Raw genomic sequence first — 23057 nt, 5'->3', positions numbered from 1 at the left:
CGGAGACGGCAGGAGCCTCCGGCGGGAGTATTTGGAAAAAGATGAAGCGGGGAGCCCCGGTCTCTGGGGCTCCGGGCCGGATTTAGCCGATGAAGGCCTTGTAGCCGGCTTCGTCCATCAGATCTTCCAGCTGCGCGGCATCGGCGATCTTGATCTTGTAGATCCAGGCCTCGCCCTCGGGGTCGTCGTTCAGCGCGCCGGGGTTGTCAGCCAGCGCCTCGTTCACTTCCGTAATCTCGCCATCAACCGGCGCGTAAAGCTCGGAGGCGGCCTTGACGGATTCGATCACGCCGATCTCGCCATCCTTCTCGAACTCGTCGCCCACCTCCTGCTGCTCGACAAAGACCACCTCACCCAGCTGCTCGGCCGCGTGTTTGGTGATACCCAGCGTGGCCGTGTCGCCGTCGACCGCCAGCCATTCATGCTCTTCGGAATAATAGGTTGCCATGTCTCTCTCTCCTGACTTCAACGCTTGTAATTTTGTTTGACGAAGGGCAGCGCCACAATCTGCGCCGGTTGCGCCTTGCCCCGGATGATCAGGTTGACCTTCTCGCCCGGCTCGCCATGGCCCGCGGACACATAGCCCATCGCAACCGGGCCGCCGACCGTGGGGCCAAAGCTGCCCGAGGTGATCTGACCGATGGTATTGCCCTCAAGGCATTGCACTTCCACGCCCTGACGCGCGGGGGCGCGGCCGTCGGGCTTGATGCCCACCAGCTTGCGCGCAGGCCCCTCGGCCAGTTCGCGCTGCACACGTTCCGCACCCGGAAAGCCGCCTTCTTCCTTGCGGCGCTTCTGCATCGCCCAGCCAAGGCTGGCCTCGACCGGCGAGGTGCTCTGATCGATGTCATTGCCATAAAGGCACAGACCGGCTTCAAGCCGCAGGCTGTCACGCGCGCCCAGACCCGCCGGTTCGCAATCCTCATGCGCAAGGAACGCCCGGGTGATCTCGATCGCCTTGTCCTCGGGGATCGAGATCTCATACCCGTCCTCGCCCGTGTATCCCAGCCGCGAGATGCGGCATTCGACACCCAGGATGTCGGCAATCGTAGTTTCCATGAACTTGAGGTCGCGCACCGCAGGGCAGAGCGCGCCCACCACGTCCTCGGCCTTGGGGCCTTGCACCGCGACCAGCGCGCGGTCGAAAATCTCGGTCACTTCGACGCCGTCCAGATTGGCGCGCATATGCGGAATGTCCTGATGGCGCAGCGCCGCGTTCACCACCACAAAGTAATGATCCCCCGCGTTCGACACGATCAGGTCATCCATGATCCCGCCTTCGGCATTGGTGAAGAACCCGTACCGCGCCTTGCCTTCCTTCAGCGTCGCATAAGCCTGCGGACACAGAGCTTCCAGCTTCTCGCCCACATCCTCGCCCCGCAAAATCACCTGACCCATATGCGACACATCAAACAACGCCGCCTTCTCGCGGCACTGCTTATGTTCACCCATGATCCCCAGCGGATACTGAACTGGCATCTCCCACCCGGCAAAATCAACCATCTTGCCGCCCAACTCAACGTGAAGCCCAAAAAGCGGCGTGCGTCTAATCTCGGTCATTGATCCAACCTTTCACTCAACGGGACTGGTCGCGAACAACCATGACGGTGCAATGCGCGTTGCGCACGACACGGGCCAGGTTCGGACCGATTTCATAATTCGGAAAATCACCCTTGGTCGAGGCCATGACGATCAGGTCAAAGCCGTCCTTGTAGGCGCGCTTGAGGATTTCACGGTAAACGCTGCCTTCTTCAACATGGACAGGCACGTCCGATGCGTTGCCATGATCCAGAATGGCCTGAACCGCATTTCGCACGTGGTCTTTGGCACCGGCACCATAGTTTGCGGGAAGGTTCGGCAGCTGGATGATCTCGGGGATAACGGCAACCGCGTGCAGTTCAGCCCCGTAGAACCTGGCCTGTTCCAAGGCGACTGGCAGGGCATTTTTCCACGAACGGTCGTCGGTGTGATCAATGGGCAGCAGGATTTTCGTGACCATCACGTCTCTCCTCGAGATATGGAATTCTGTTTTTAAAGGCGGGGGGCCGGAATGGCCCCCCGGTTTCAAGTCAGACCAAGCTTATTCGGCAGGCGCGCCGCCCGGCTCTTCGGACTTGCCGCCCGAGGCGAAGAACTCTTTCGTCAGCTTGAAGACGATCGGGCTCAGCAGGGCCAGGGCGATCAGGTTCGGAATGGCCATCATGGCGTTCAGCGTGTCGGCCAGCAGCCAGACAAAGCCCAGATCCGCGGTTGCACCGAAGTAGATCGCGATGATCCACAGGATGCGGTAGGGAAGCAGGGATTTCACGCCCAGCAGGAACTCGACGCATTTCTCGCCATAGAAGGACCAGCCGAGGATGGTGGTAAAAGCAAAGATCGACAGAGCGATGGCGATGATCGACCCGCCGATACCCGGCAGAGTGGTCTCGAACGCCAGCGAGGTCAGCGCCGCACCGGATTCTCCCGATGTCCAAGCACCTGACGAGATGATCGCCAGACCGGTGATCGAACAGACGATGATAGTGTCGATGAACGTTCCCAGCATCGCGATCAGGCCCTGATTGACCGGGCCTTTAGTCTCGGCTGCCGCGTGCGCGATCGGAGCGGAACCCAGACCCGCTTCGTTCGAGAAAACACCGCGCGCCACACCAAAGCGGATGGCGGCCCAGACGGCTGCACCAGCGAAACCACCTTCGGCGGCTGATGGGGTGAAGGCGTAGGTGAAGACCAGCGACAGCGCATGACCGATGTTGCCGATGTTGATGATCAGGACCAGCAGTCCGGCAACGATATAGGCAATCGCCATGAACGGAACCAGTTTACCGGCGACCGCACCGATACGGGTGATACCACCCAGAATAACAGCGGCGGTCAGAACCATCAGAGCGACACCGGTGACCGAGGTGTTTACTCCGAAATTCGATTCCAGAACCTGTGCAACACCATTGGCCTGCACGCCGTTACCAATGCCAAAGGCCGCAACTGCGCCAAACAGGGCAAAGGCAACACCCAGCCACGCCCATTTCGCGCCCAGACCGTTCTTGATGTAGTACATCGGGCCGCCGACGAAGTTGCCCAGCTCGTCCTTTTCGCGGTATTTCACCGCGCAGACAGCCTCGGCATATTTGGTGGCCATGCCCACCAGGGCGGTCATCCACATCCAGAACAATGCGCCCGGACCGCCCAGGAAGACAGCAGTGGCAACACCGGCGATGTTCCCCGTACCGATGGTGGCCGACAACGAAGTCATCAACGCGTTGAACGGGCTGATCTGCCCTTCGCCCTGACCTTCACGGCCTTTGAACAGCAGGCTGAAGCCCATGCCAATGCGCAGGATCGGCATGAATTTCAGTCCGACCTGCAGGAAGAAGCCGACGCCAAGGATGAGAACCAGCATCAGCGGCCCCCACACGACGCCATTGATGGCGCCTACGATTGAATTTAACGCTTCCATGGATTCCCTCCCATTTGCGTTTGGTTTATGCCCCTTTGGCGATAGCCCGCTGGCGAGCCTGCCTGAGAGCAGCGAAATCTTCGTCCGCATGGAACGACGACCGGGTCAGCGGGGTTGCTGACACGTGCAAAAAGCCCTTGGACCGGGCAATCTGTTCCAGCTGGGCGAACTCTTCCGGTGTCCAGAACCGGTCAATTGGATGGTGTTTCGGGGTTGGTTGCAGATATTGGCCAACGGTCAGGAAATCGACCTGCGCTGCACGCAGATCATCCATGACCTGACGCACATCCGTGAGTGTTTCCCCCAGGCCCACCATCAGGCCGGATTTGGTGAATAGTTCCGGATTGGCGCGCTTGGCATCATCCAGCAGCCGCAGCGACGTGTAATACCGCGCGCCAGGACGGACGGTCGGATATAGGTGCGGCACGGTTTCCAGATTGTGGTTGAACACGTCCGGTGCGGCGTCAAAGACTGCCTTGGCGGCGTCGCCCTTGCCCAGAAAATCGGGGGTCAGAACTTCGACCGTGGTGCCGGGGTTTTGGTGGCGTACCGCCCGAATGGTCTGGGCAATATGCTCGGCCCCGCCATCGGCCAGATCGTCGCGATCGACCGAGGTGATGACGACATGGCGCAGGCCCAGCTTCCTGACCGCCGCTGCAACGCGACCGGGTTCGAAAGCGTCCAGCGCGTCGGGGCGGCCAGTCGATACGTTGCAGAACGAACATCCGCGTGTGCAGACCTCGCCCATAATCATCATGGTTGCGTGGCGCTTGGACCAACACTCGCCGATATTGGGGCAGGCCGCCTCTTCGCAGACCGTCGCCAGATTGTGATCCCGCATCAGGCGCCGGGTTTCGTAATAGGCGGAGCTGTCGCCTTTTTTCTTGCGTATCCACTTGGGTTTGCGCGGAATGACGCTGTCGGCATTTTTGGCTTTTTCCGGGTGACGTGGTCTTAGCTGGATGGTCATCTGGCTGGTCCCCGCTACGCGTGAATTGCCCGGCCCATGGCGTCAAGGCAGGCTTCTTTCACAGCCTCGCCCATCGCCGGGTGGGCATGGCAGGTGGCTGCGACCTCGGCGACGGTGATGCCCTTGGCCATGGCCAGAACCAGCTCGGCAATCAGATCTCCCCCATGCGCACCGCAAATATGCGCGCCCAGGATCTTGCCTTCGGAACTGGCCAGCACCTTGACGGCCCCGTCGGTCTCGCCGGTCGAGCGCGCCCGCGAATTGGCCATGAAGGCAAACTTCCCGACCACGTATTCAATGCCCGTTTCTTGCAAGGCTTCTTCGGTCAGCCCGACCGAGGCGACCTCGGGGTCGGTGTAAACCACGCCGGGCACGGTATTGTAGTCAACATGTCCCGCTTCGCCTGCCAGCATCTCGACACAGGCAACGCCATCCTCTTCGGCTTTGTGCGCCAGCATCGGCCCTGGAACGCAGTCGCCAATGGCATAGATGCCGGGAACAGCGGTACAGAATGTGTCATCCACCTGAATAAATCCGCGCGGGTCGCAGGCTATCCCCAGTTCTTCCAGCCCCAACCCGCGCGTTACCGGTCGGCGTCCGACGGCGATCAGAACCTTGTCGGCCTCGATCACCTCTTCCTTGTCTTTGCCAACCCGATCCAGAGCAAGCGTCAATCCGGCCGCGGTCTTGTTGACGGATTTCAATGCCCGACCAAGCTGGAACTTCAGGCCGCGCTTGGCCAGCGCCCGCTGCGCCAGTTTCGCAATCTCGCCATCTATGCCGGGCAGCACACGGTCCAGATATTCGACGACGGTGACTTTCGCGCCCAGACGCGCCCAGACCTGACCAAGTTCCAGACCGATCACACCTGCGCCCACCACCACCAGATGATCCGGCACGCTTTCCATCGCAATCGCGCCGGTCGAACTCAGGACGTCCTGCTCATCAATCTCGATCCCCGGTAGCGAGGTAGGTTCCGACCCGGTCGCGATCAGAATGTTCTTTGCCTTATAGATGTCAGCGCCAACCTTGATCTGCCCGACTGAAGGGATGCTGGCCCAACCTTCGATCAGGTCAACGCCGTTCTTCTTGAACAGGAATGCGATGCCTTTGGTCAGGTCGCCCACGATCTTGTCCTTGCGCTCCATCATCGCGCCGACATTGATGCTGGCCCCCTCGACCGCAACACCGTGGGAGGAGAGATGTGCAAGCTCGGCATATTTGGCCGAGGAGGTCAGCAACGCTTTGGAGGGGATGCACCCCACGTTCAGACAGGTGCCGCCAAGAGCGCCGCGCCCTTCGACGCAGGCAACTTTCAGTCCCAGCTGAGCCGCGCGGATCGCGGCAACATAGCCGCCCGGTCCGCCTCCGATGACAATCAGATCGTAGGTGTTCATTTCGCGCACTTTCAGTAGATCGGGTGGCTTGCGCAAAGCGCGCGAACCTTTTCGCGGGTTTCTTTTTCGATGGCCGCGTCGCCTTCGGGCGACTGCGCCAACGCGTCCAGAACATCGCCGATCAGATGGCCGATCTGTTTGAACTCTTCAGGGCCAAAACCCCGGCTGCACCCGGCGGCAGTGCCCAGACGGATGCCGCTGGTGATGGTGGGCTTCTGGGGATCGCCCGGAACGCTGTTCTTGTTACAGGTGAACCCGGCACGTTCCAGCGCGGCCTCGGCATCCTTGCCGGTCACACCGATCGGGCGCAGATCGACCAGCATCAGGTGGTTTTCGGTGCCACCCGAAACGATGTCACATCCGCGCGCCATCATGACATTGGCCAAAGCCGATGCACTGTCGACAACGCGCTGCATGTATTCTTTGAACTCCGGCTTCAGCGCCTCTCCGAATGCAACCGCCTTGCCGGCGATCACATGCATCAGCGGTCCACCTTGCAAGCCCGGGAATACGGCAGAGTTGATCTTTTTCGCCAGCGCTTCGTCATTGGTCAGAATGATCCCGCCCCGCGGGCCGCGCAGTGTCTTGTGGGTGGTTGAGGTGACGATATGCGCGTGCCCAATGGGCGAAGGGTGCAGGCCAGTTGCGACCAGACCCGCGATATGCGCCATGTCCGCCAGCAACCACGCACCAACTTCATCTGCGATCTCGCGGAAACGGACAAAGTCGATCTTCTGGGAATAGGCCGATGCGCCTGCGATGATCAGCTTGGGCTTTTCCGCCCGGGCCAGCTCGGCCACCTGGTCGTAATCGATCAGGCCGGCTTGGGTCAGACCGTATTGTACCGGCCGGAACCACTTGCCGGATTGGGCAGGTTTTGCACCGTGTGTCAGGTGTCCGCCCGCATCCAGCGACATGCCCAGGATGGTGTCACCGGGGCTCAGCAACGCCAGTTTGACCGCCCCGTTCGCCTGAGCGCCGGAATGGGGTTGAACGTTGGCGTATTCACAACCGAACAGCTGTTTCAGCCTTTCGATGGCCTCGACTTCGACCTCGTCGACATATTCGCACCCGCCATAATAGCGGCGCGCAGGATAACCTTCGGCGTATTTGTTGGTCAGGACCGAGCCCTGAGCCTCGATCACAGCTTTCGAGACGATGTTCTCGGACGCGATCAATTCAATCTGTTCCGCCTGACGTATTCCTTCGCGCGCGATCGACGCGGCGATTACCGGGTCAGCCTCATTCAGCGACGTTTTGAACATTATCCCCTCCTTCGGTTCCGAATCCTCAGTACGAAACTTTGTTTCCAATAGTGGAAAATGATCCAATAGGGCAACATAAATCTCTTATTCAAGAAGTTGCGTATGTATGGGAAAACCTGTAGCCTTTGAAAAACAGGGGGAAATCCATGGTCGATGAAAGCCAAAACGATGTTTCCGGGCTGGAAGAACCGGACGAAGGCGAGGCTTTGGGCCGCTCCATTCGCGATGCGCGGCGATCAAAAGGCTGGACTTTGGAAGAGGCTGGCCGTGCTGCGGGTATTGGTCGGTCCACTCTGTCTAAGATCGAAAACAACCAGACACGGCCCAGTTTTGAAATCGTGCGGCGCCTGACACAGGCGCTCGACATGAGCACGCCACAGCTGTTCCTGCAATCGGGTCAGTCGGGCATCTCGGGTCGCCGCGATTTCACTCCAAAAGGCGAGGGAGAATTCAAGACCACGCCCACCTATCATCACGAACTGCTGTGTTCCGAACTGACCAGCAAACGGATGCTGCCCTATATCGCAACGATCAAGGCGCGGGATGTATCCGAGTTCGACACTTGGATTCGGCACTCTGGCGAAGAATTCATGTATGTACTCAGCGGCGAGCTGATTTTCCTTTCCGAACATTACCGACCCTTGCCCATGAAGGCCGGGGATTCACTGTATTACGACAGTGGAATGGGCCATGGCTGTATCTCGACCAGCGACGAAGACGCCAGGATTCTGTGGGTTTCGCTGGAGTGATATCAGAAAACCGCATGCTTTATTGCAGGTTGTGAAAAGCAACAAACGGCTTCCCGCCAGTCCGGGCTCATCGCCCCGACAGGTTTCCATTCCGAAATGCGGTCGGCGTTTGACCGAATTCGGCCTTGAACGCGCGGGTCATGGCGCTGGCGTTTTCATATCCACAGCGCCCCGCGATCTCGGCGATGGATTGTTCCGTATCCTCGGCCAGATTGCGCGCGCGGTTCAGGCGCAGACGCCGGTACAGCGCTTGCGGAGTTGTTTTCAGTTCCGCCTGAACACGCGTTTCAAGCCGTTTTTGCGAACACCCGATTTTCCGGGCCACACTCCGGACTGACAGCGGTGCTTCAAGATGCGCCTGCATGACGGTCAGTGCGCGATTGACCAGCGTGTCCTCGGATTTCAGAGGCAGGTCATAATGACCACGCCCGTTCCGGCTCATGAACAGGTGCTCGACCTCCATCGCCAGCAGCGGGCCGTGATCCCGGCGGATAAGGGTCAGGGCCAGATCGAAGGCTGCCATGGCCCCGGAACAGGTCAGACGGTTGCCATCGATGACGAACCGTTCCTGCACGGCCTCTACCGCCGGAAACCTTTCTTCGAACCGCGAAAATTCGTCCCAATGAATGGTTGCCCTGTGGTCATCCAGCAATCCGGCGCTGGCAAGCAGCCAGCTTCCCGTATCCAGCCCGGCCAGGTGCTTGTGTTTCTTGGCCGCAGCCAGCACGGCACGCATGGTCGACCGCGTATCCAGCTTCAGGTATCCATATGACGGCATAACAACAAGAAAATCCCCCTGTTGATCGCCGATGGCCCCGTTCGGGGTGACGACAAGGCCGCTGGAGCTTTGAACAGGGTTGCCGTCAAGCGAACAGAAGCGCCACGCATATAACACCTGCCGCGACAGGGTGTTTGCCGCACGCAACGGTTCGACCATGTTCGCAAGGCAATGGTTCGAGAACCCGTTGAACAGCAGGACATTGTACTGCTGCAATAATATTTTCGAATTTGGCATGAAACTGATCTATCTCTGCATGCCGCGACCATGAGCGATGGCGTTTGGTTGGTCAACCACCGATCCAGGGAACACGCGCCATGCAGTTTGGTCTGACAGAAGAACAGGACATGATCGTTTCGACGGTCCGCAGCTTTGTAGAAAAAGAAATCTACCCGCATGAAGACGCGGTGGAACGCAGCGGAACGGTCCCGCTGGAGCTTGGCAATGAGATCAAGCAGAAATGTATCGATCTGGGGTTCTATGCTTGCAACTTCCCCGAAGAAGTAGGCGGCGCGGGCCTGTCGCATCTGGATTTTACACTGGTCGAGCGTGAGCTGGGTCGTGGGTCGATGGCGCTGACGCATTTCTTTGGCCGCCCGCAGAACATCCTGATGGCCTGCAACGATGAACAGCGCGAACGCTATCTGCTGCCTGCTGTGCGCGGGGAAAAGATGGACGCGCTGGCGATGACTGAACCGGATGCCGGATCGGACGTGCGCGGCATGAAATGTCAGGCGGTGCGCGACGGTGGCGACTGGGTCGTCAACGGATCGAAACACTTCATCTCGGGCGCGGAACACGCGGATTTCTTTATTGTATTCGTTGCCACCGGCGTGGATGAGACCCCGAAAGGCCCCAAAAAACGCATCACCACTTTCCTGGTGGATCGCGGCACACCGGGCTTTGAAGTACGCGACGGCTACAGATCCGTCAGCCACAGGGGCTATAAAAACTGTATCCTGTATTTCGACAATTGCCGCCTGTCCGATGCGCAGGTTCTGGGCGAGGTCGATGGCGGTTTTGCGGTGATGAACGAATGGCTTTACGCGACCCGTCTGACGGTTGCGGCCTTCTCGGTCGGGCGCGCGCGGCGCTGCTTTGACTATGCGCTGAATTACGCCGCCGAGCGCAAGCAATTCGGCCAGCCCATCGGCAAGTTTCAGGGCGTTGGCTTCCAGATTGCCGACATGATCACCGAGATTGACGCCGCCGATTGGCTGACCCTTGCCGCCGCTTGGCGTCTGGATCAGAACCTGCCCGCAAACCGCGAGATCGCCTCGGCCAAGCTCTATGCCTCCGAGGCATTGGCGCGGGTCACCGACACGACGCTGCAAATCTTCGGCGGCATGGGCCTGATGGATGATTTCCCGATCGAACGGTTTTGGCGCGACGCCCGGGTCGAACGGATCTGGGACGGCACCAGCGAGATTCAGCGCCACATCATCAGCCGCGATCTTCTGCGTCCGCTGGGCGCCTGACCATGACCAAAGACCTGACCCGGCTGCTGCGCCCGAAATCCATCGCTGTCATTGGCGGCGGTGCATGGTGCCAACAGGTTATCCTACAATCCGAACGCATGGGATATGCCGGTCAGATCTGGCCGGTCCACCCTAAAGCTTCGGACATTGCGGGCCACAAGGTTTATGGCCGGATCGAAGACCTGCCCAACGCACCTGACGCGGTTTTTATCGGCATCAACCGCCATGCCACGATTGAAGCGGTTCAAGTCCTGTCCAGCATGGGTGCGGGTGGCGCCGTCTGCTTCGCCTCGGGCTTTTCCGAGGCTGTGGCCGAGGACGACACCGGCGGGGATTTGCAGGATCAACTGATCGCCGCGGCCGGAGACATGCCCATTCTGGGCCCGAATTGCTATGGATTCATCAACGCGCTGGACGGGGCATTGCTGTGGCCCGATCAGCACGGGGTTGTGCCAGTTGACAAGGGCGTGGCGATCCTGACGCAAAGCTCGAACATCTCGATCAACCTGACCATGCAGAAACGCGGGCTGCCGATTGCCTATATGGTCACCTGCGGAAATATGGCTCAGACCAGTCAGGCGCAGATCGCCTCGGCCCTGATCGATGACCCGCGCGTGACCACAGTGGGCCTGCATATCGAAGGCTTCAAGAACATCCGCGAGTGGGAAGCGCTGGCCGCCAAAGCCCATGCAAAGGGCGTCCCGCTGGTTGCCCTCAAGGTCGGCGCATCGGAACAGGCGCAAGCGGCGACCGTTTCCCATACCGCGTCGCTGGCGGGCAGCGATGCCGGGGCGCAGGCGCTGCTTGACCGGCTTGGCATTCCACGCCTTTCGGCACTGCCCGACTTCCTTGAAACACTCAAACTGCTGCACTGCTACGGGCCGCTGCCGGGGGGCAACATCTCCTCGATCAGCTGTTCGGGGGGCGAGGCGAGCCTTATTGCCGATATGGCTGTCGGCACGGGGTTGCAATTTACACGACTGAGCGGTGAAAAGCTGACCCGCCTGCGCGGCGCGCTCGGGCCCATGGTCGCACTGAACAACCCGCTGGATTATCACACCTATATCTGGCGTGACGAGCTGGCGATGACGCGAGCCTGGTCGGGCATGACCGGCGACGATATCGACATGACATTCTCGATCGTCGACTACCCGACCACCGACTCCACCGATTGGGCCTGCGCAACGCAGGCAGCGCTGAACGTACGGGCAGAAACCGGCGCCCGGTTTGCGATTGTCGCCACCTTGCCGGAACTATTGCCGGAAGACATCGCACAACAGCTGATGGCCGGGGGTGTTGTCCCCTTCATGGGCCTGCGCGAGGCGCTATCTGCGACCCGCGCCGCAGGGCAGGTCAAGGCCCCATCCGCTGCGCCCGTTTTGCAACCGGGTATGATGGAACCAACCCAAACCCTGACCGAAGGCGCCTCGAAGGCGGCGCTGGCGGAATGCGGCCTACGCATCCCGCAAAACCGGACGGTGCGGGGCGCGGAAGCTGCCCGTGCCGCAGCGGACCAGATGGAAGGCCCTTTTGCCGTCAAGGGTGTCGGGCTTGCGCATAAATCCGAACACAGCGCCGTTCGGCTGGGCATCCGGGCCGGCGACGTCGCGGCTGTCGCGGCTGATATCGGCACCGAAGACATCCTGATCGAAGAGATGGTCACCGGAACCGTTGCCGAGCTTCTGATTGGCGTGTTGCGTGATCCCGCCCATGGGTTTGTTCTGACCTTTGGGGCAGGGGGCGTGCTGACCGAACTGCTGCGCGACACGGTATCCTTGCTGGTGCCCAGCCCGCCCGGAGACATCCGCTCCGCCCTCGGTCAATTGAAGATCGCCCCACTGCTGGCGGGCTATCGCGGCCAACCGGCGGCTGATATGGATGCGATTGTTGCCGCGGTCGAGGCCGTTCAGACCTATGTCATGCAAAATGCCGACACGCTTAGCGAGGTCGAGATTAACCCGCTCCTGTGCACGCCGGACAAGGCTGTTGCCGTGGACGCCCTGATAAGAAAGGCCTGAGATATGGACCCGATCAAAACCCGCCGCGATGGTTCGATCCTCGAGGTCACGCTGGACCGCCCCAAGGCAAACGCGATTGATCTGATCACCAGCCGCAGAATGGGCGATGTCTTTGCCGAGTTCCGCGACGACCCGGACCTGCGCGTGGCCATCCTGACCGGCGCGGGCGAAAAATTCTTTTGCCCCGGCTGGGATCTGAAAGCTGCCGCCGACGGCGACGCGGTGGACGGAGATTACGGCGTCGGCGGGTTCGGAGGCCTGCAAGAGCTGCGCGACCTGAACAAACCCGTGATTGCCGCCGTCAACGGTATCGCCTGCGGCGGCGGGCTAGAGCTGGCCTTGTCAGCAGACATGATCCTTGCAGCTGACCACGCCACTTTTGCCTTGCCGGAAATCCGCTCGGGCACCGTTGCGGATGCCGCCAGCGTCAAACTGCCCAAGCGCATTCCCTATCACATCGCGATGGAGCTGCTTCTGACAGGCCGCTGGTTTGATGCCGAAGAAGCCAACCGCTGGGGTCTGGTGAACGAGATTGTCGCCGCTGATCAGCTGATGGACCGCGCGTGGGACCTCGCCCGACTGCTGGCGTCAGGGCCGCCGCTGGTCTATGCGGCCATCAAGGAAATCGTGCGCGATGCCGAAGACGCCAAGTTTCAGGACGCCATGAACCGCATCACCAAACGGCAACTGCGCAGCGTGGATGTCCTCTATTCCAGCGAGGACCAGCTTGAAGGCGCGCGTGCATTTGCTGAAAAACGCGATCCGGTCTGGAAAGGCAAATAATAACGCGGTGTGTTTGTCGCGCGGATCCGGTAAATTTCCCATTTACTGATCCGCGCCACAGGTGCACAGTTAGGCATGCCTTATTTCGAACGAAAACCATACGTTAGCACGCCACTTCCGGTCAGCCCGATCGCGCCACAGCCGGATGCGCAACCGATCTCGGACATTGCCCGCCGCGTGCTTGGGGCTGAACGGGGCGCGCAACAGCCGCTTGAAGGGCCATTTGCGTGCCGCAAAACCTGCCACCCCGGCGGCACCGCGACCATATTGCTGTCCTTTGACGCACCAAACGATGGCGGGCCCGTCGCACTACAGTTCGAACCGGGCGACCTGATCAACCGGAACGGCGACACTCTTCCGGCAAACCGGGTCAATGTTGTCCCCCCGCAAATCCAGCTAAACCCCGGCGAGTCAACAGATGTTGCCGTCATTGTAACCGTGCCGGACCTCGCCGATCCCGGCGAATATCACGGTCGGATTGCCTGCACAGGCACAGTGCAAACCTCGATCGTCGTGATGTATGAGGTGGCGGGCGCTCAAACCTGACGGGTTACGAGATAGTCCATGAAATGACCCAGAAACGCGCGCGGCACCTCTTCGGTGGCTGCAAAAACCTGCGCAAACTCCTGACGGGCCGAGGCCAGCAAGTCATTGGCCGCGTCCTGTGCATATCTGATGCAGCCATAGTGATCCATGCGATCCAGAACCCAGCTGACATCCTGCGTCGAACGGTTGTCACGCGGGTTTGACAGCATCTCCGACAGGCGCGCTTTTTCGGGCTCATCCGCCTGCAAGCTAAGCCGCCCCAGCATCAGCGTGCGTTTGCCTTCGTAAATGTCCCCGCCGATCTCTTTGCCATATTTGTCCTGCGAGCCCACGAGGTTCAGAACATCATCCTGTATCTGAAACGCGGCCCCCAGAAAAAACCCAAACGCGTTGAAATCGTCCAGATTAAGCGCGCCTGACGCCACATCATGTGGCCGGGCAATCAGCGCCCCGATGCGCATGGGGTGAATGAAACTGTACCAGCAGGTCTTCTTCAGACACATCGTCAGATAATCCGATGCATCCACGTTCAGCCGGTTGTCCCGTATCCAGCCAAGCTCCAGCGCCTGACCTTCAATGGACTGCTGCAAAAGGTGATCGAACTCGTCCACCACGCGTATACCCGTTTCAGGGCCCAGCGGCCCAAGGTTCTGGCGCAACAGGCGCAGGGCCAGCGATTGCATCCCGTCGCCGGTATTGATCGCCAGAGGAACCCCAAGCCGCTTGTGCATACATTCGCGCCCGCGCCTGAAATCGCTTTGATCCTCGATATCGTCATGGATCAGAAATGCGTTGTGCAGCAGTTCAAGAACGGCGGCAGACACCCGTGCGTTTTCGCTGTCACCGCCGAAAGCCTCGCATGTGGCCAGCAACAGCGCGGGCCGCAACCCCTTGCCCGAGGTTTCGATGTAATCCCGCATCGGCCCGTACAGATAGGCCTGCGGTTCGCCCGTCGGCAGCAGTTGCAAAAGCGTCTCACGGGCCCGATCCCCGTATGAGGTCAGGGTTTTCAGAAAGTCCTGCTGTGCCGCAGGATCCAGATGTGCTGTGCCAGTGGCCACAGGGTCATCCCTTCTGGGTGATGATCACACGGGTTTTGGTCTCGTTCCTGCCCGTCTCGGCAAGGTTTGGTCCGGTGGCGGAAAAAGGTGAATCCGTCAACGGCAAGGCTTTGGACAACACCCCCGTCTGGCCGCTGTCCCGGCCCAGATCAAAGGCAACATCCTCTGCAATCTCCTCTCCCGGGATCGGAAGATCAGCGGTCGGCTCGTAGGCCACCATCAGGTCAAACAGCTCTTTCGGAGGGCAGATCATGCGCAACGCGTCCGCAATCGCAGGGTCTTCGGTAATCCCGCCGGGTTTTGAATATTCCGTAGCCGGTTTCGCAATGACGGCAAGCGGCCCTTCGCCGCCACGCTCAACACCCACGGAATCCTGTCCCATCCTCAGCGCGGCTTCGACCGCAACCGCAAACCGGTTGTCCCAGGGCAGGCCGGCCTGATAACGGGCAAAATCATAGGCGCGCAGCGGTTTCAGGATATCCGGCTCGTGCAGGTCCCAGATCTGGCAGGGCTCAGCTTTTGATCCACCGCGTTGCAGGATGGCATTGACCGCCCGGCGCGCCGCTTCGTTCGCCCCTTCCATGGTGGCAAGATCGGTGTAGGTGCGCACATAATCCGACGCCAGCATGAAGTTCGGGATTAATGTGGCCGCCTCAGGGCGCAACCGCCAGCTGTTGATGCGATTGACCAACAGCGGCTCCACATTGGTTTGGCGCTTGGGGTCGTTGGGATCCTGCACAATATCCGGATCAAGGAACCAGTAATGCATGTCCTCGTCGCGCAGGACGGTCTGGCCATCCACGTTGACGCTCCGCTTGAGCTGTTCCCAAACCTCTTGCGCAATCTCCTCGCGGCTGCAATCACGCGCGGTTTTTCCGTTCAGGCCCGGCTTGTCCCATTCCGAAATATCTATTGAAAGCAAACCCTTGGTCTTGCCTTCTGCCCAGTTTTCAAAGTTGATGGCCGACCAGAACTGTTTTTGCGAAACCGCGGTCAGGGCCCATGGGCTGTCAATGAAAATGACATGGCCGTGCGTCAGTTCAACATCCTTTGTCAGATAGAACTGAATTCCGTTCATCCATTGCACATCTTCGGCCAGCAGGGGCAGCTTGGCCAGAGACGGGTCGATTGCCGTCATCGCAGGGGTGATCAGCGGAGCGATCCGTTCGATCGGCATCGCACTGATGAACCAGTCCCCGGTGACCTGCTTTTCTTCGCCATCCTGTTCAACCGTCGCGCTGACGATGCGGCCATCCTCGCAGTCGATGCCCGTGACCTTTGAGTTGAACTTGTACACGACCCCCTTGCTTTTGAGGTAATCCAGCCACGGCTGTATCCAGACAAGGTTGGTGGGACCGTTCAACAGCCGGTTGCCATGCGGCTCGGGCGTCGCGATACCCAGTTGAAGCTGAACGGCAATGTCGCCCACGGTCTTTGTACTGGCAGTTGTCGCCTTCGCAGCCACCAGCGAACGAGTCAGGCCAATGGCCAGAAACTTCTGATACGCTTCCGAGCGTTGTTCGGCACCGATGAAGTCCCACCACCCGATGCGTTCATATTCATCGAACCGGCGTTCCTTGCAGGATGTCGCGATGCGCCACATGCAGGCGATGAAATGTTCGACATCCTCATAGGCGATCTGGTCACGGGGCGAGAGCGTGAATGCAACCGTCTTGAGCGCGTCGGCCACGTCTTTCAGCGTGCGGGGAAACCGTTCGGGTACGATGATGCCTGGGTCGTCAAACTGGCTGACCAGAACCTGAGTGGTGGACACCAGATTATCGTAACAGGTGCCTTTGCCGTAATAGGGCGTGCGCGCCATCGTATCGGTGATATGGCGGTAGAAATTCGGAAAGAACCGGAACCCGTGCTCGCCGGGCAACCAGGGGCGTTTCACGCCTGGAGGATAACTGGCACCGTCCATCTCGGCCCATTGTTCAAGCGCCTTGATGTGTTTCGCCTTGGACCCGTGATCGCCTTCGCCCTTCATCACGGGGATGCTGCGTGCCTTACCGCCGGGGATCAGCTGGCGCTCGTGAATCTCGACCTCGTACCCGCGCTCGATCAGCTCATGCGCGGCGCTCATTCCGGCCACGCCACCGCCCAATATGACAACCTTTTCAGCCATCGGATGTTCCTTTCGCGGCATAGACGTCAAAGCGCAGGGTGATATCGGACAGGCTGGCTTCGCCGATGCCGAACCCCTGCAACCTGTTCATCCAGGCATAATTCGGGTTTGACGTCAGGTATCGCGGCGCAAGCCGGACCGGGGCTGAGGCGGGCAGATTGCCCTTCGCCAGCCCGGCAAACCCATCCGGACCAAAGTCACACACGCCGGTATCTTCAAACAGGATCGGCGCACCCCCTTCAACGGGTTGAATAAGCGCTCGGGCGTGCAAAAGCCCAACTCCGTCGGACCGCACGCGCATCCAGTCGCCCCCCAGCGGATCGATCGTCCCCTTCAGATGAGGTCCTTCAACCGTTCCGCCCTCTTTGATCCCGAAATGCAGCCAGATGCCGTCCGGTGTTTCACCTGACGGATAGAACTCGTCGGTGAACGGCACCACAAACCTGCCAACGTGTTCAAGCGCGGGCATTTGCGTGACAGGCTTTGCCGGGCTTGGCGGCGCAGGCTCGGGGGCCTTTCCGGGGCCGGGATCATATTCGCGACCACCGGTCGTCAGCACCGGTCGCCAGGTCAATGTCTTTTCCTGGGTCACAGATGGCAGCATGGCTGCAAACTGCTGAAACCCCGTCATCGGGTCGCATTGCAAGGGCCAGCCGCGAATGGCGCGTTCGGGGCCGCCATCTTCGGAACAGATCACGCGGACCACGTCATGCGAAGACACGGCGGGTCCGGCTTCGATCAGCACCCGATTTAACCCATTTACGTTGATCAATTCGGACCAACGCAATGTCACACCCCGGTCTGTGAATTCTCGCATGACCAGATCTCCGGTCAGCACGTGATGGTGCAGATCGCCTGTGCTTCCTTGATCCTCAGGTGGAACTTCTGCTGCACGCGGAAGATGTGCTCACCGTCAGACGAGGTTTGCAGATACTTCACCGCGATATCCGAAGGCACGACAATCTCGACCGGCGCACCTTGCAGCGATACAAGTGCTGCCTTGTTTGCGGGCAGGGTGCCCGATCGCAGCAGCGGGCCGTCAAGGAACGGAAGAATACTGTCACGCGGCAGCACCATCGAGTTTTCGATCGGCGTGGTCACGGCCTGAAACAGCCCATTGCCCATCACGCAGGCAAAAGGCCCAAGGTATCCATGCGCTTCCAGCTTGTTGATGCCCGCGACCACGGCCTCGAAAACCTCGGGGCCGGAACAGGGTTTTTTCTTCCCGTTGATCGATATGGATTGACCTTCGCCAGCCTCCAGCAGCCCCGGGTATTTGCCGCCACCGCTGACGGTATAGATCGGCGGTAGATCCGCAGGTGCGCCACCGGCATGTTTGGGCGCTTCGCTGCTGCCTGGCTGGCCGTTGAAAACGATGTCATCCTCGACCTTGGCCACGACGGCGGCGGCCCGGCGGAACATGATCATGGCCGCGGCCAGTTCCGGATCAGCCACCTGCGCGCCTTTCAGGTAGACGTTGACGGAAACCGTCGTCAGCCGCAGGGTGTCATAATCATTCACTTCCAGACGCTTGGCCGCGCCTGATGCGTTGTCGACCAGACCCAGCTTGTTCAGGGGAACAGATTGCGTGTCCGCCGGCAGCGGCCCATAAAGCGGCAGAAAACTCGCAGCCACCCGCGCACGCAGCGCTTCATCATGGACGGCCTTGTTAACGGCATTCCACTGTTCGGTGTTCCAATCCAATGCGTCGGTCATTGTAAATCCCTCTTGGTGATGCTGCCCTGTTTGGCCGGGCAGTCCGTCTCGTTCATTCGGCTTTCGTCAAACTGTCCAGAAGTGCCTCGGCGCGTTGTTCCTGAACAACGGCACCACATTCGCGGGCAAGCGCCAATGCCAGTTCACCCTCGGCAATCGCGCTATCCCGATCACCCTTGGCAGCAAAGGCTTTGGCCCGCACGCGGTGATATTCCGGTTTGTTCAGCGTTTCTCCTCGTTCCCAACCGGGGGTACACACGGTTTCAAGCCGGTCCAGGGCCTGATCAATATCCCCGTGATCGATCATCAACTCAGACAGAACAATCTGATTCTGCGGAAAAGTAAAGTTTCCACCAGACTTTGAGATCAGGTTCATGCAGGCCTCGATATGGGCCGGGACGCCCTCGATGTCACCTTTTCCCGCCTGCGCAAGACCCATGTAGATATCCTGCATGGCGTGAAGATACAGGAACCCTTCCTCATCGGCGATCTTGCGCGCTTCTTTCATAGTGACGTCCAGCCGGTCCCATTCGCCCGCGTAGGGCAGGAACATGCTGCACGCGCCCATGACATAGACAAGATTGGGTGCGTGGTTCAGTGCCCGGCTGACGTCGATGGCTTTCAGACGTGCGGCCTCCGCCTCATCAAACTTGCCCTGCTGCCACAGAAGGCACCCCTGAATGGCCAGCAACGACGCCGTGGTCGAGGACTGGGTCATCGGCATCATGGCCATGTCCAGCTCAGGCGTGATCAGCGCAAAGGCACGGTCAAGCTGCTGCTCGCAATCCGCGAACTCCCCGCGGAAGTAATGCGTGAAACTCAGCGCGCGGGCTGCCAGCACGTTGGTGACAGGATCGCCACTCATACCGGCCATCGCGTCCAGAGCCTGTCCCATCTCCATTGCCCGGTTCATCTGGCCCGCGACAAAGAAATTGGTCCAGCGGCAGAAGGTGGCCGCGAAAAGGGTTTCGCCATCGCCCAAGGCATGGGCAAGCTCCATCGCGCGGGCGGCTGTCTCTCCGACCTGGTCGGAGGACCATCCATAGATCGCCATGTAAGCCGGAAGGATATTCATCTGCACCCGAAGCTCGAACCCGTCACGCTCGGCATTGGCGGGCATCGTTCCGATATTGCGCAGTGCCGCGCGAAACGCCGAGATCGCAGGCAGGTTCGCCAACCGCGACAGGGCTTGTTCGCCTGCCGTAAACCAGTTGGACACCGCCTCATCCTTCAACCCGCCATGGTCGCAGTGATGCGCCACGGTATCGGGGGCGGGGTTTCCGAATGCGTTATGTCCGGCCAGCAAGGCCCGTGCGATTTTAAGATGAACCTTCTGCCGGTCTTCGCGCAGCAGCGAGTTATAGGCCGTATCCTGAACCAGCGCGTGGTTGAACGTATAGGTGGCCGTTCCGGCTTCGCCCGTGATCAGCACAACGCCAGCCGCCATCAGCTGCATCAGCGCGCTTTCCACATCCATGTCTTCCTGCGCAACCGCCTGGATCATCGCCGAGGTGAAACTGCGCCCGATAACAGACCCAAGCTGCGCAATGGGCTTGGCGTTTTCCATCCGGTCAAGACGCGACATCAACGAATCCTGAAGGGTCGTGGGGATACTCAGGGCATCCAGAACCTCGGCGTTGATCGGCGCATCTTGCGGCAGCTGGTCCAGAACCGCCTTTGTCATCTCTTCGATGTAAAGCGGCACGCCATCGGCTTTTTCGACAATCTGCCTGATCAGGATGACCGGCAAACTGTATGGCTCGGCCACGCGCCGGACCAGTTCCGAGGCTTCACTGCTGGCCAAAGGCGTCAGATCGATGCGCGCCGCGCGGCCCTCGTAATGCTCAGGCGGTTCATATTCAGGGCGATGCGACAGGACCACCAGTATCGGGAACCCGTCCAGTCCTGATGCCAGCGCCTCCAGCACGTCCAGCGTGGTTGCGTCAGCCCAGTGCACGTCTTCCACCACCAGCAGCAAGGTGCCGCGCCTGTCACACAGGCTGCCAAGGCTGCGCAACAACACGTCCAGCGACTTGCGGGCCTTCTTCAGGGGGTCTGGATCCGGCGCTGCGCCCGTTTCGACCCCGGCCATATCGAGAAGAACAGGCAAATCCGCGTCGCTCAGACGAGAGGCGGCCTGAACAAAATCGGAAATCGCGGCCCTGATGCTGTCATCGGATTTGTCGCCTGAAACCCGCCTCAACTCTCCCACGATCGGGTGAAGCGGAAGGCTGGCCAGATGCGGAATGCACTGCAAGGTAAAGGGTTTGACGCCAATTGTTTCGGACAGCGATTTGATAAGCCGCGACTTGCCAATGCCTGCGGCGCCGCCGACAAACGCGAACCTGCCGGAGCCCGCCTGTGCATCTTTCCAAAGCTGGGTCAGGACCGAAAGATCGTCGCCCCGGGCGACAAGATCAACGGCTGACTGTCCGACACGCGCATCGAACCGGCTGGTCGCGACGCTTTCGGAAATGGCGCGATAGACGGTGCGCTGATTGTCAAACCCTTTCAGGTTCTGGCTGCCACGGGGCTCGAACTCGAATGCGCCCTGTGTCAATCGCCACGTCTCTGCGGAAACGATCACCTCACCCGGCTCGGCCAGACCTTGCAGGCGGGATGCAAGGTTTGCAGTTTCACCGACCAGAAAGTCCTGCGACCCAAGACTTGTCGACGAAACCACCCCTACAACAACCATACCGGTGGCAATTCCCGCGCGCAGATCCAGTTTTTCGCCAAACCTGTTTTCAAGGTTTTGTACGGCTTCGATGGTCTCCAGCACGGCGCGAACGGCGCGCTCGGCATCGTCCTCCATGGCTTTGGGATATCCGAAATAGACCATGATTCCGTCGCCCTGCCTGTAGGCCAGATGACAGCCATGCTGTTTCAGGGTGCCGATCGCCGTATCCAGATACAGATTCATGATCTGCATCAGGTCTTCCGGGTCATACCGCTGGGCCAGCTGCGTGGACCCTACGAGATCGCAGAAAACCAGCGTAAGCTGCCGCCGTTCGGCTTCCGACCTAAGCTCCTGCCGGGTCGAAGCTTCCTCAGATTTCAGACGCGCCTGCGCCTTGCGAAACCGCTTTCTTTCACCAACCGTCAGCCCCAGATCGCGCAGTTCGGGATCTGTCAGCTCGTCCAGAATATCATCATCCACGCCTTCCTGCCGAAACAGCGTGGCATGGTTTTCCAGATCAGCCAGTTGAAGAACTTTTGAGATACGCGGCGATGCCTCAAGGACCCCCGTCATCGTTCTGCGCCCCCGCCCATTTTCCTTCCCCCCTTACTCCCCTCAAAACATATTGTATTTGTATAAGCAAAAATAGAGAGGAATTTACGTTCTATCCACATGACGCAGGGACACCATTATTAACTTGTTATCTGCTGTGACAGATGTCGTTTCGAATTTCCACTCCACTTTGAATTTTTCTTGTCAAATCATTGGCTTTCGGTTTCATATTGATTTTTCACGCGCAAAACTGGGCCCGGCATACTGCCTTGCCGCGCGTAATGGGGAAGGGTGTTTTCCCATAGGCGCTAGGGCCTCGTGCGCTTTTATCGAAGTTGTGGAAATGCGAAAATCAGACCCTGCCGATTTTCGTTGCTGCCGCGCCCCTTAAACGCTTCCCTAACGTCAATAGACGTGTCGCGCGCGGTACAAACACCCGCTTTGGCGCTGGAAACGTGACCCGGCAGAATACCGGTTCCACCAATGGGCAGAACCGGTGTTTTCTTCAGACGGTTGCGCCCTTCAGGCGGATGGCAGTGCCAAGGCTGCCCGCGCAAAGCCCGACCAGAACCGAGATGCCCAGTTCCAGCGCTTCCACATGGGCAAACTGAAAGCCCGCAAAAACCAGCGTTTCCAGAATGCCGACACCGGCCCCCAGTACCGCGCCCAACCATAGCTTGCGGGTCATCATTCCAAGCGCCAGTCCCAGTATGCCGGGCAGGCCCAGGACATTGGCACCGATTGTTCCAAGTAAGTCTAACATGTCTGCCCCCACCCTAATTCGAGCTGTTGTTCAGAAACGCGCGGATGTCGCTGCCCAAGGCGGAAGCATGTTCCTGAAGAACCACGCCCTCCACGGCCTCGCTTATCTTCTGGTATTGTTCCAGATAATTCGCGGGCAGATTATGCGCGATGCCCTGATGGCAGTCGATGCATGTCATGCCAGTGTCGATGGCGCGCTGGTGTTCCGACGCGGCGCGGGTTTCCTGAATGGTAAAGTCCATGTAGTCAAAGTTGTGACAGTTGCGGCATTCACGACTGTCCGACTCCTTCATCTTCTTCCACACGGCCGAAGCCATGCTCAGGCGATGCGCCTCGTACTGCTCGGGTGTGCTGATGGTTCCAGCCAACTCATGATAGACGTCTTTGACGGCCATGATCTTGGCTTTGATCTTGTGGCTCCATTCATCCGGCACGTGGCAGTCGGAACAGATCGCGCGAACGCCGGAATGGTTGTTGTAATGGACCGTTTCGCGATACTCGCCCAGGTTGGTTTCCATTGTGTGGCACGAGGTACAGAATTCTTCGGTATTCGTCAGCTCAAGGGTCCAGTGAAATCCACCCCAGAACAGGATACCGGCCAGAAATCCGGCCAGGACAAGAAAGCCTGAACTGAACAGCACCGTCGGCGTCCAGATCGCATTCCAGAGGCGACCAAGCAAGCCGCGGTTTTCAGGAGAGTCGGCCATATCGGTGCTCCTT

Annotated in this window: 20 protein-coding genes; 5 read left to right on the top strand and 15 right to left on the bottom strand. The window is 59.6% G+C overall.

Annotation, left to right across the window (positions count from 1 at the left end; all coding sequences use genetic code 11):
• Window positions 1-82 precede the first annotated feature (82 nt).
• From gcvH to glyA, 7 genes are all read right to left on the bottom strand, one after another.
• Window positions 83-448 carry a glycine cleavage system protein GcvH gene (gene gcvH / locus ACR3E2_RS17940; protein ID WP_209505056.1) on the bottom strand — a complete coding sequence of 122 codons (366 nt, stop codon included), beginning with the start codon at window positions 446-448 and terminating at the stop codon, window positions 83-85.
• 17 nt (window positions 449-465) lie between these two features.
• Window positions 466-1560, bottom strand: a complete 1095-nt coding sequence (gcvT, locus tag ACR3E2_RS17935; protein WP_480484953.1) for a glycine cleavage system aminomethyltransferase GcvT — start codon at window positions 1558-1560, stop codon at window positions 466-468.
• Between the two features lie 16 nt (window positions 1561-1576).
• Window positions 1577-1999 carry a universal stress protein gene (locus tag ACR3E2_RS17930; RefSeq protein ID WP_480484278.1) on the bottom strand — a complete coding sequence of 141 codons (423 nt, stop codon included), beginning with the start codon at window positions 1997-1999 and terminating at the stop codon, window positions 1577-1579.
• An 81-nt stretch (window positions 2000-2080) separates the two neighbouring features.
• Window positions 2081-3454: an alanine/glycine:cation symporter family protein gene (locus ACR3E2_RS17925; protein ID WP_480484279.1), complete on the bottom strand. Its 1374-nt coding sequence runs from the start codon at window positions 3452-3454 to the stop codon at window positions 2081-2083.
• A gap of 25 nt (window positions 3455-3479) precedes the next feature.
• Window positions 3480-4424, bottom strand: coding sequence for a lipoyl synthase (lipA, locus tag ACR3E2_RS17920; protein ID WP_480484280.1), 945 nt, complete (start codon window positions 4422-4424; stop codon window positions 3480-3482).
• A gap of 14 nt (window positions 4425-4438) precedes the next feature.
• The gene (lpdA, locus tag ACR3E2_RS17915; RefSeq protein ID WP_480484281.1) at window positions 4439-5821 is read right to left on the bottom strand and encodes a dihydrolipoyl dehydrogenase; all 1383 of its coding nucleotides are present in this window, start codon (window positions 5819-5821) and stop codon (window positions 4439-4441) included.
• Between the two features lie 11 nt (window positions 5822-5832).
• On the bottom strand, window positions 5833-7086 hold the full coding sequence (gene glyA / locus ACR3E2_RS17910; protein ID WP_480484282.1) for a serine hydroxymethyltransferase: 1254 nt from the start codon (window positions 7084-7086) through the stop codon (window positions 5833-5835).
• A 146-nt stretch (window positions 7087-7232) separates the two neighbouring features.
• On the opposite strand from glyA, the gene ACR3E2_RS17905 reads away from it, so the two are divergent.
• Window positions 7233-7835: a helix-turn-helix domain-containing protein gene (locus ACR3E2_RS17905; protein ID WP_480484283.1), complete on the top strand. Its 603-nt coding sequence runs from the start codon at window positions 7233-7235 to the stop codon at window positions 7833-7835.
• A gap of 67 nt (window positions 7836-7902) precedes the next feature.
• On the opposite strand, the gene ACR3E2_RS17900 is transcribed toward ACR3E2_RS17905, so the two are convergent.
• Window positions 7903-8850 (bottom strand): GlxA family transcriptional regulator, encoded by a 948-nt coding sequence (locus ACR3E2_RS17900; RefSeq protein WP_480484284.1) that lies wholly within the window; start codon window positions 8848-8850, stop codon window positions 7903-7905.
• A gap of 80 nt (window positions 8851-8930) precedes the next feature.
• Between ACR3E2_RS17900 and ACR3E2_RS17895 the strand changes: the two genes are divergently transcribed.
• The 4 genes from ACR3E2_RS17895 to ACR3E2_RS17880 all read left to right on the top strand — a co-directional run bounded on the left by ACR3E2_RS17895 (window position 8931) and on the right by ACR3E2_RS17880 (window position 13438).
• Window positions 8931-10091: an acyl-CoA dehydrogenase family protein gene (locus ACR3E2_RS17895; RefSeq protein ID WP_480484285.1), complete on the top strand. Its 1161-nt coding sequence runs from the start codon at window positions 8931-8933 to the stop codon at window positions 10089-10091.
• 2 nt (window positions 10092-10093) lie between these two features.
• Window positions 10094-12109, top strand: a complete 2016-nt coding sequence (locus ACR3E2_RS17890; RefSeq protein WP_480484286.1) for an acetate--CoA ligase family protein — start codon at window positions 10094-10096, stop codon at window positions 12107-12109.
• Window positions 12110-12112: 3 nt separating this feature from the next.
• Complete coding sequence (locus ACR3E2_RS17885; RefSeq protein ID WP_480484287.1) at window positions 12113-12892, top strand: carnitinyl-CoA dehydratase; 780 nt, start codon at window positions 12113-12115, stop codon at window positions 12890-12892.
• A 75-nt stretch (window positions 12893-12967) separates the two neighbouring features.
• The gene (locus tag ACR3E2_RS17880; protein WP_480484288.1) at window positions 12968-13438 is read left to right on the top strand and encodes a hypothetical protein; all 471 of its coding nucleotides are present in this window, start codon (window positions 12968-12970) and stop codon (window positions 13436-13438) included.
• Here the strand turns inward: ACR3E2_RS17880 and ACR3E2_RS17875 are convergent.
• The 7 genes from ACR3E2_RS17875 to ACR3E2_RS17845 all read right to left on the bottom strand — a co-directional run bounded on the left by ACR3E2_RS17875 (window position 13429) and on the right by ACR3E2_RS17845 (window position 23044).
• Entirely contained in the window at window positions 13429-14499 is a 1071-nt protein-coding gene (locus ACR3E2_RS17875) for a polyprenyl synthetase family protein (protein WP_209507022.1), read from the bottom strand. The genes ACR3E2_RS17880 and ACR3E2_RS17875 overlap by 10 nt on opposite strands.
• Window positions 14500-14503: 4 nt before the next feature.
• Window positions 14504-16627, bottom strand: a complete 2124-nt coding sequence (locus tag ACR3E2_RS17870; protein WP_480484289.1) for a hydroxysqualene dehydroxylase — start codon at window positions 16625-16627, stop codon at window positions 14504-14506.
• A complete protein-coding gene (locus ACR3E2_RS17865) occupies window positions 16620-17444 on the bottom strand; it encodes a DUF3237 domain-containing protein (RefSeq protein WP_480484290.1) in 825 nt (274 codons plus the stop codon). The genes ACR3E2_RS17870 and ACR3E2_RS17865 overlap by 8 nt, the downstream gene beginning before the upstream one ends.
• A 14-nt stretch (window positions 17445-17458) precedes the next feature.
• On the bottom strand, window positions 17459-18343 hold the full coding sequence (locus ACR3E2_RS17860) for an encapsulin (RefSeq protein WP_209507025.1): 885 nt from the start codon (window positions 18341-18343) through the stop codon (window positions 17459-17461).
• Window positions 18344-18395: 52 nt separating this feature from the next.
• Entirely contained in the window at window positions 18396-21596 is a 3201-nt protein-coding gene (locus tag ACR3E2_RS17855) for an adenylate/guanylate cyclase domain-containing protein (RefSeq protein ID WP_480484291.1), read from the bottom strand.
• A 484-nt stretch (window positions 21597-22080) separates the two neighbouring features.
• The gene (locus tag ACR3E2_RS17850; RefSeq protein ID WP_480484292.1) at window positions 22081-22338 is read right to left on the bottom strand and encodes a hypothetical protein; all 258 of its coding nucleotides are present in this window, start codon (window positions 22336-22338) and stop codon (window positions 22081-22083) included.
• Between the two features lie 13 nt (window positions 22339-22351).
• Window positions 22352-23044, bottom strand: coding sequence for a NapC/NirT family cytochrome c (locus ACR3E2_RS17845; protein ID WP_480484293.1), 693 nt, complete (start codon window positions 23042-23044; stop codon window positions 22352-22354).
• Window positions 23045-23057: the final 13 nt, after the last annotated feature.

This window comes from Ruegeria sp. AL7, from assembly GCF_056536105.1.
Note: the sequence above shows the minus strand (reverse complement) of the source record. Positions and strands in the feature narration are given on the sequence as shown.

Excerpts from the sequence above, each read along its gene's own strand:
- ACR3E2_RS17930 (WP_480484278.1), bottom strand. The coding sequence starts at position 1,999 with ATGGTCACGAAAATCCTGCTGCCCATTGATCACACCGACGACCGTTCG.
- ACR3E2_RS17890 (WP_480484286.1), top strand. The coding sequence starts at position 10,094 with ATGACCAAAGACCTGACCCGGCTGCTGCGCCCGAAATCCATCGCTGTC.
- ACR3E2_RS17855 (WP_480484291.1), bottom strand. The coding sequence starts at position 21,596 with ATGACGGGGGTCCTTGAGGCATCGCCGCGTATCTCAAAAGTTCTTCAA.
- gcvH (WP_209505056.1), bottom strand. The coding sequence starts at position 448 with ATGGCAACCTATTATTCCGAAGAGCATGAATGGCTGGCGGTCGACGGC.
- ACR3E2_RS17845 (WP_480484293.1), bottom strand. The coding sequence starts at position 23,044 with ATGGCCGACTCTCCTGAAAACCGCGGCTTGCTTGGTCGCCTCTGGAAT.
- ACR3E2_RS17895 (WP_480484285.1), top strand. The coding sequence starts at position 8,931 with ATGCAGTTTGGTCTGACAGAAGAACAGGACATGATCGTTTCGACGGTC.
- ACR3E2_RS17865 (WP_480484290.1), bottom strand. The coding sequence starts at position 17,444 with ATGCGAGAATTCACAGACCGGGGTGTGACATTGCGTTGGTCCGAATTG.
- ACR3E2_RS17925 (WP_480484279.1), bottom strand. The coding sequence starts at position 3,454 with ATGGAAGCGTTAAATTCAATCGTAGGCGCCATCAATGGCGTCGTGTGG.
- ACR3E2_RS17860 (WP_209507025.1), bottom strand. The coding sequence starts at position 18,343 with ATGACCGACGCATTGGATTGGAACACCGAACAGTGGAATGCCGTTAAC.
- glyA (WP_480484282.1), bottom strand. The coding sequence starts at position 7,086 with ATGTTCAAAACGTCGCTGAATGAGGCTGACCCGGTAATCGCCGCGTCG.
- ACR3E2_RS17870 (WP_480484289.1), bottom strand. The coding sequence starts at position 16,627 with ATGGCTGAAAAGGTTGTCATATTGGGCGGTGGCGTGGCCGGAATGAGC.
- lipA (WP_480484280.1), bottom strand. The coding sequence starts at position 4,424 with ATGACCATCCAGCTAAGACCACGTCACCCGGAAAAAGCCAAAAATGCC.
- ACR3E2_RS17900 (WP_480484284.1), bottom strand. The coding sequence starts at position 8,850 with ATGCCAAATTCGAAAATATTATTGCAGCAGTACAATGTCCTGCTGTTC.
- ACR3E2_RS17850 (WP_480484292.1), bottom strand. The coding sequence starts at position 22,338 with ATGTTAGACTTACTTGGAACAATCGGTGCCAATGTCCTGGGCCTGCCC.
- gcvT (WP_480484953.1), bottom strand. The coding sequence starts at position 1,560 with ATGACCGAGATTAGACGCACGCCGCTTTTTGGGCTTCACGTTGAGTTG.
- ACR3E2_RS17905 (WP_480484283.1), top strand. The coding sequence starts at position 7,233 with ATGGTCGATGAAAGCCAAAACGATGTTTCCGGGCTGGAAGAACCGGAC.
- lpdA (WP_480484281.1), bottom strand. The coding sequence starts at position 5,821 with ATGAACACCTACGATCTGATTGTCATCGGAGGCGGACCGGGCGGCTAT.
- ACR3E2_RS17880 (WP_480484288.1), top strand. The coding sequence starts at position 12,968 with ATGCCTTATTTCGAACGAAAACCATACGTTAGCACGCCACTTCCGGTC.
- ACR3E2_RS17885 (WP_480484287.1), top strand. The coding sequence starts at position 12,113 with ATGGACCCGATCAAAACCCGCCGCGATGGTTCGATCCTCGAGGTCACG.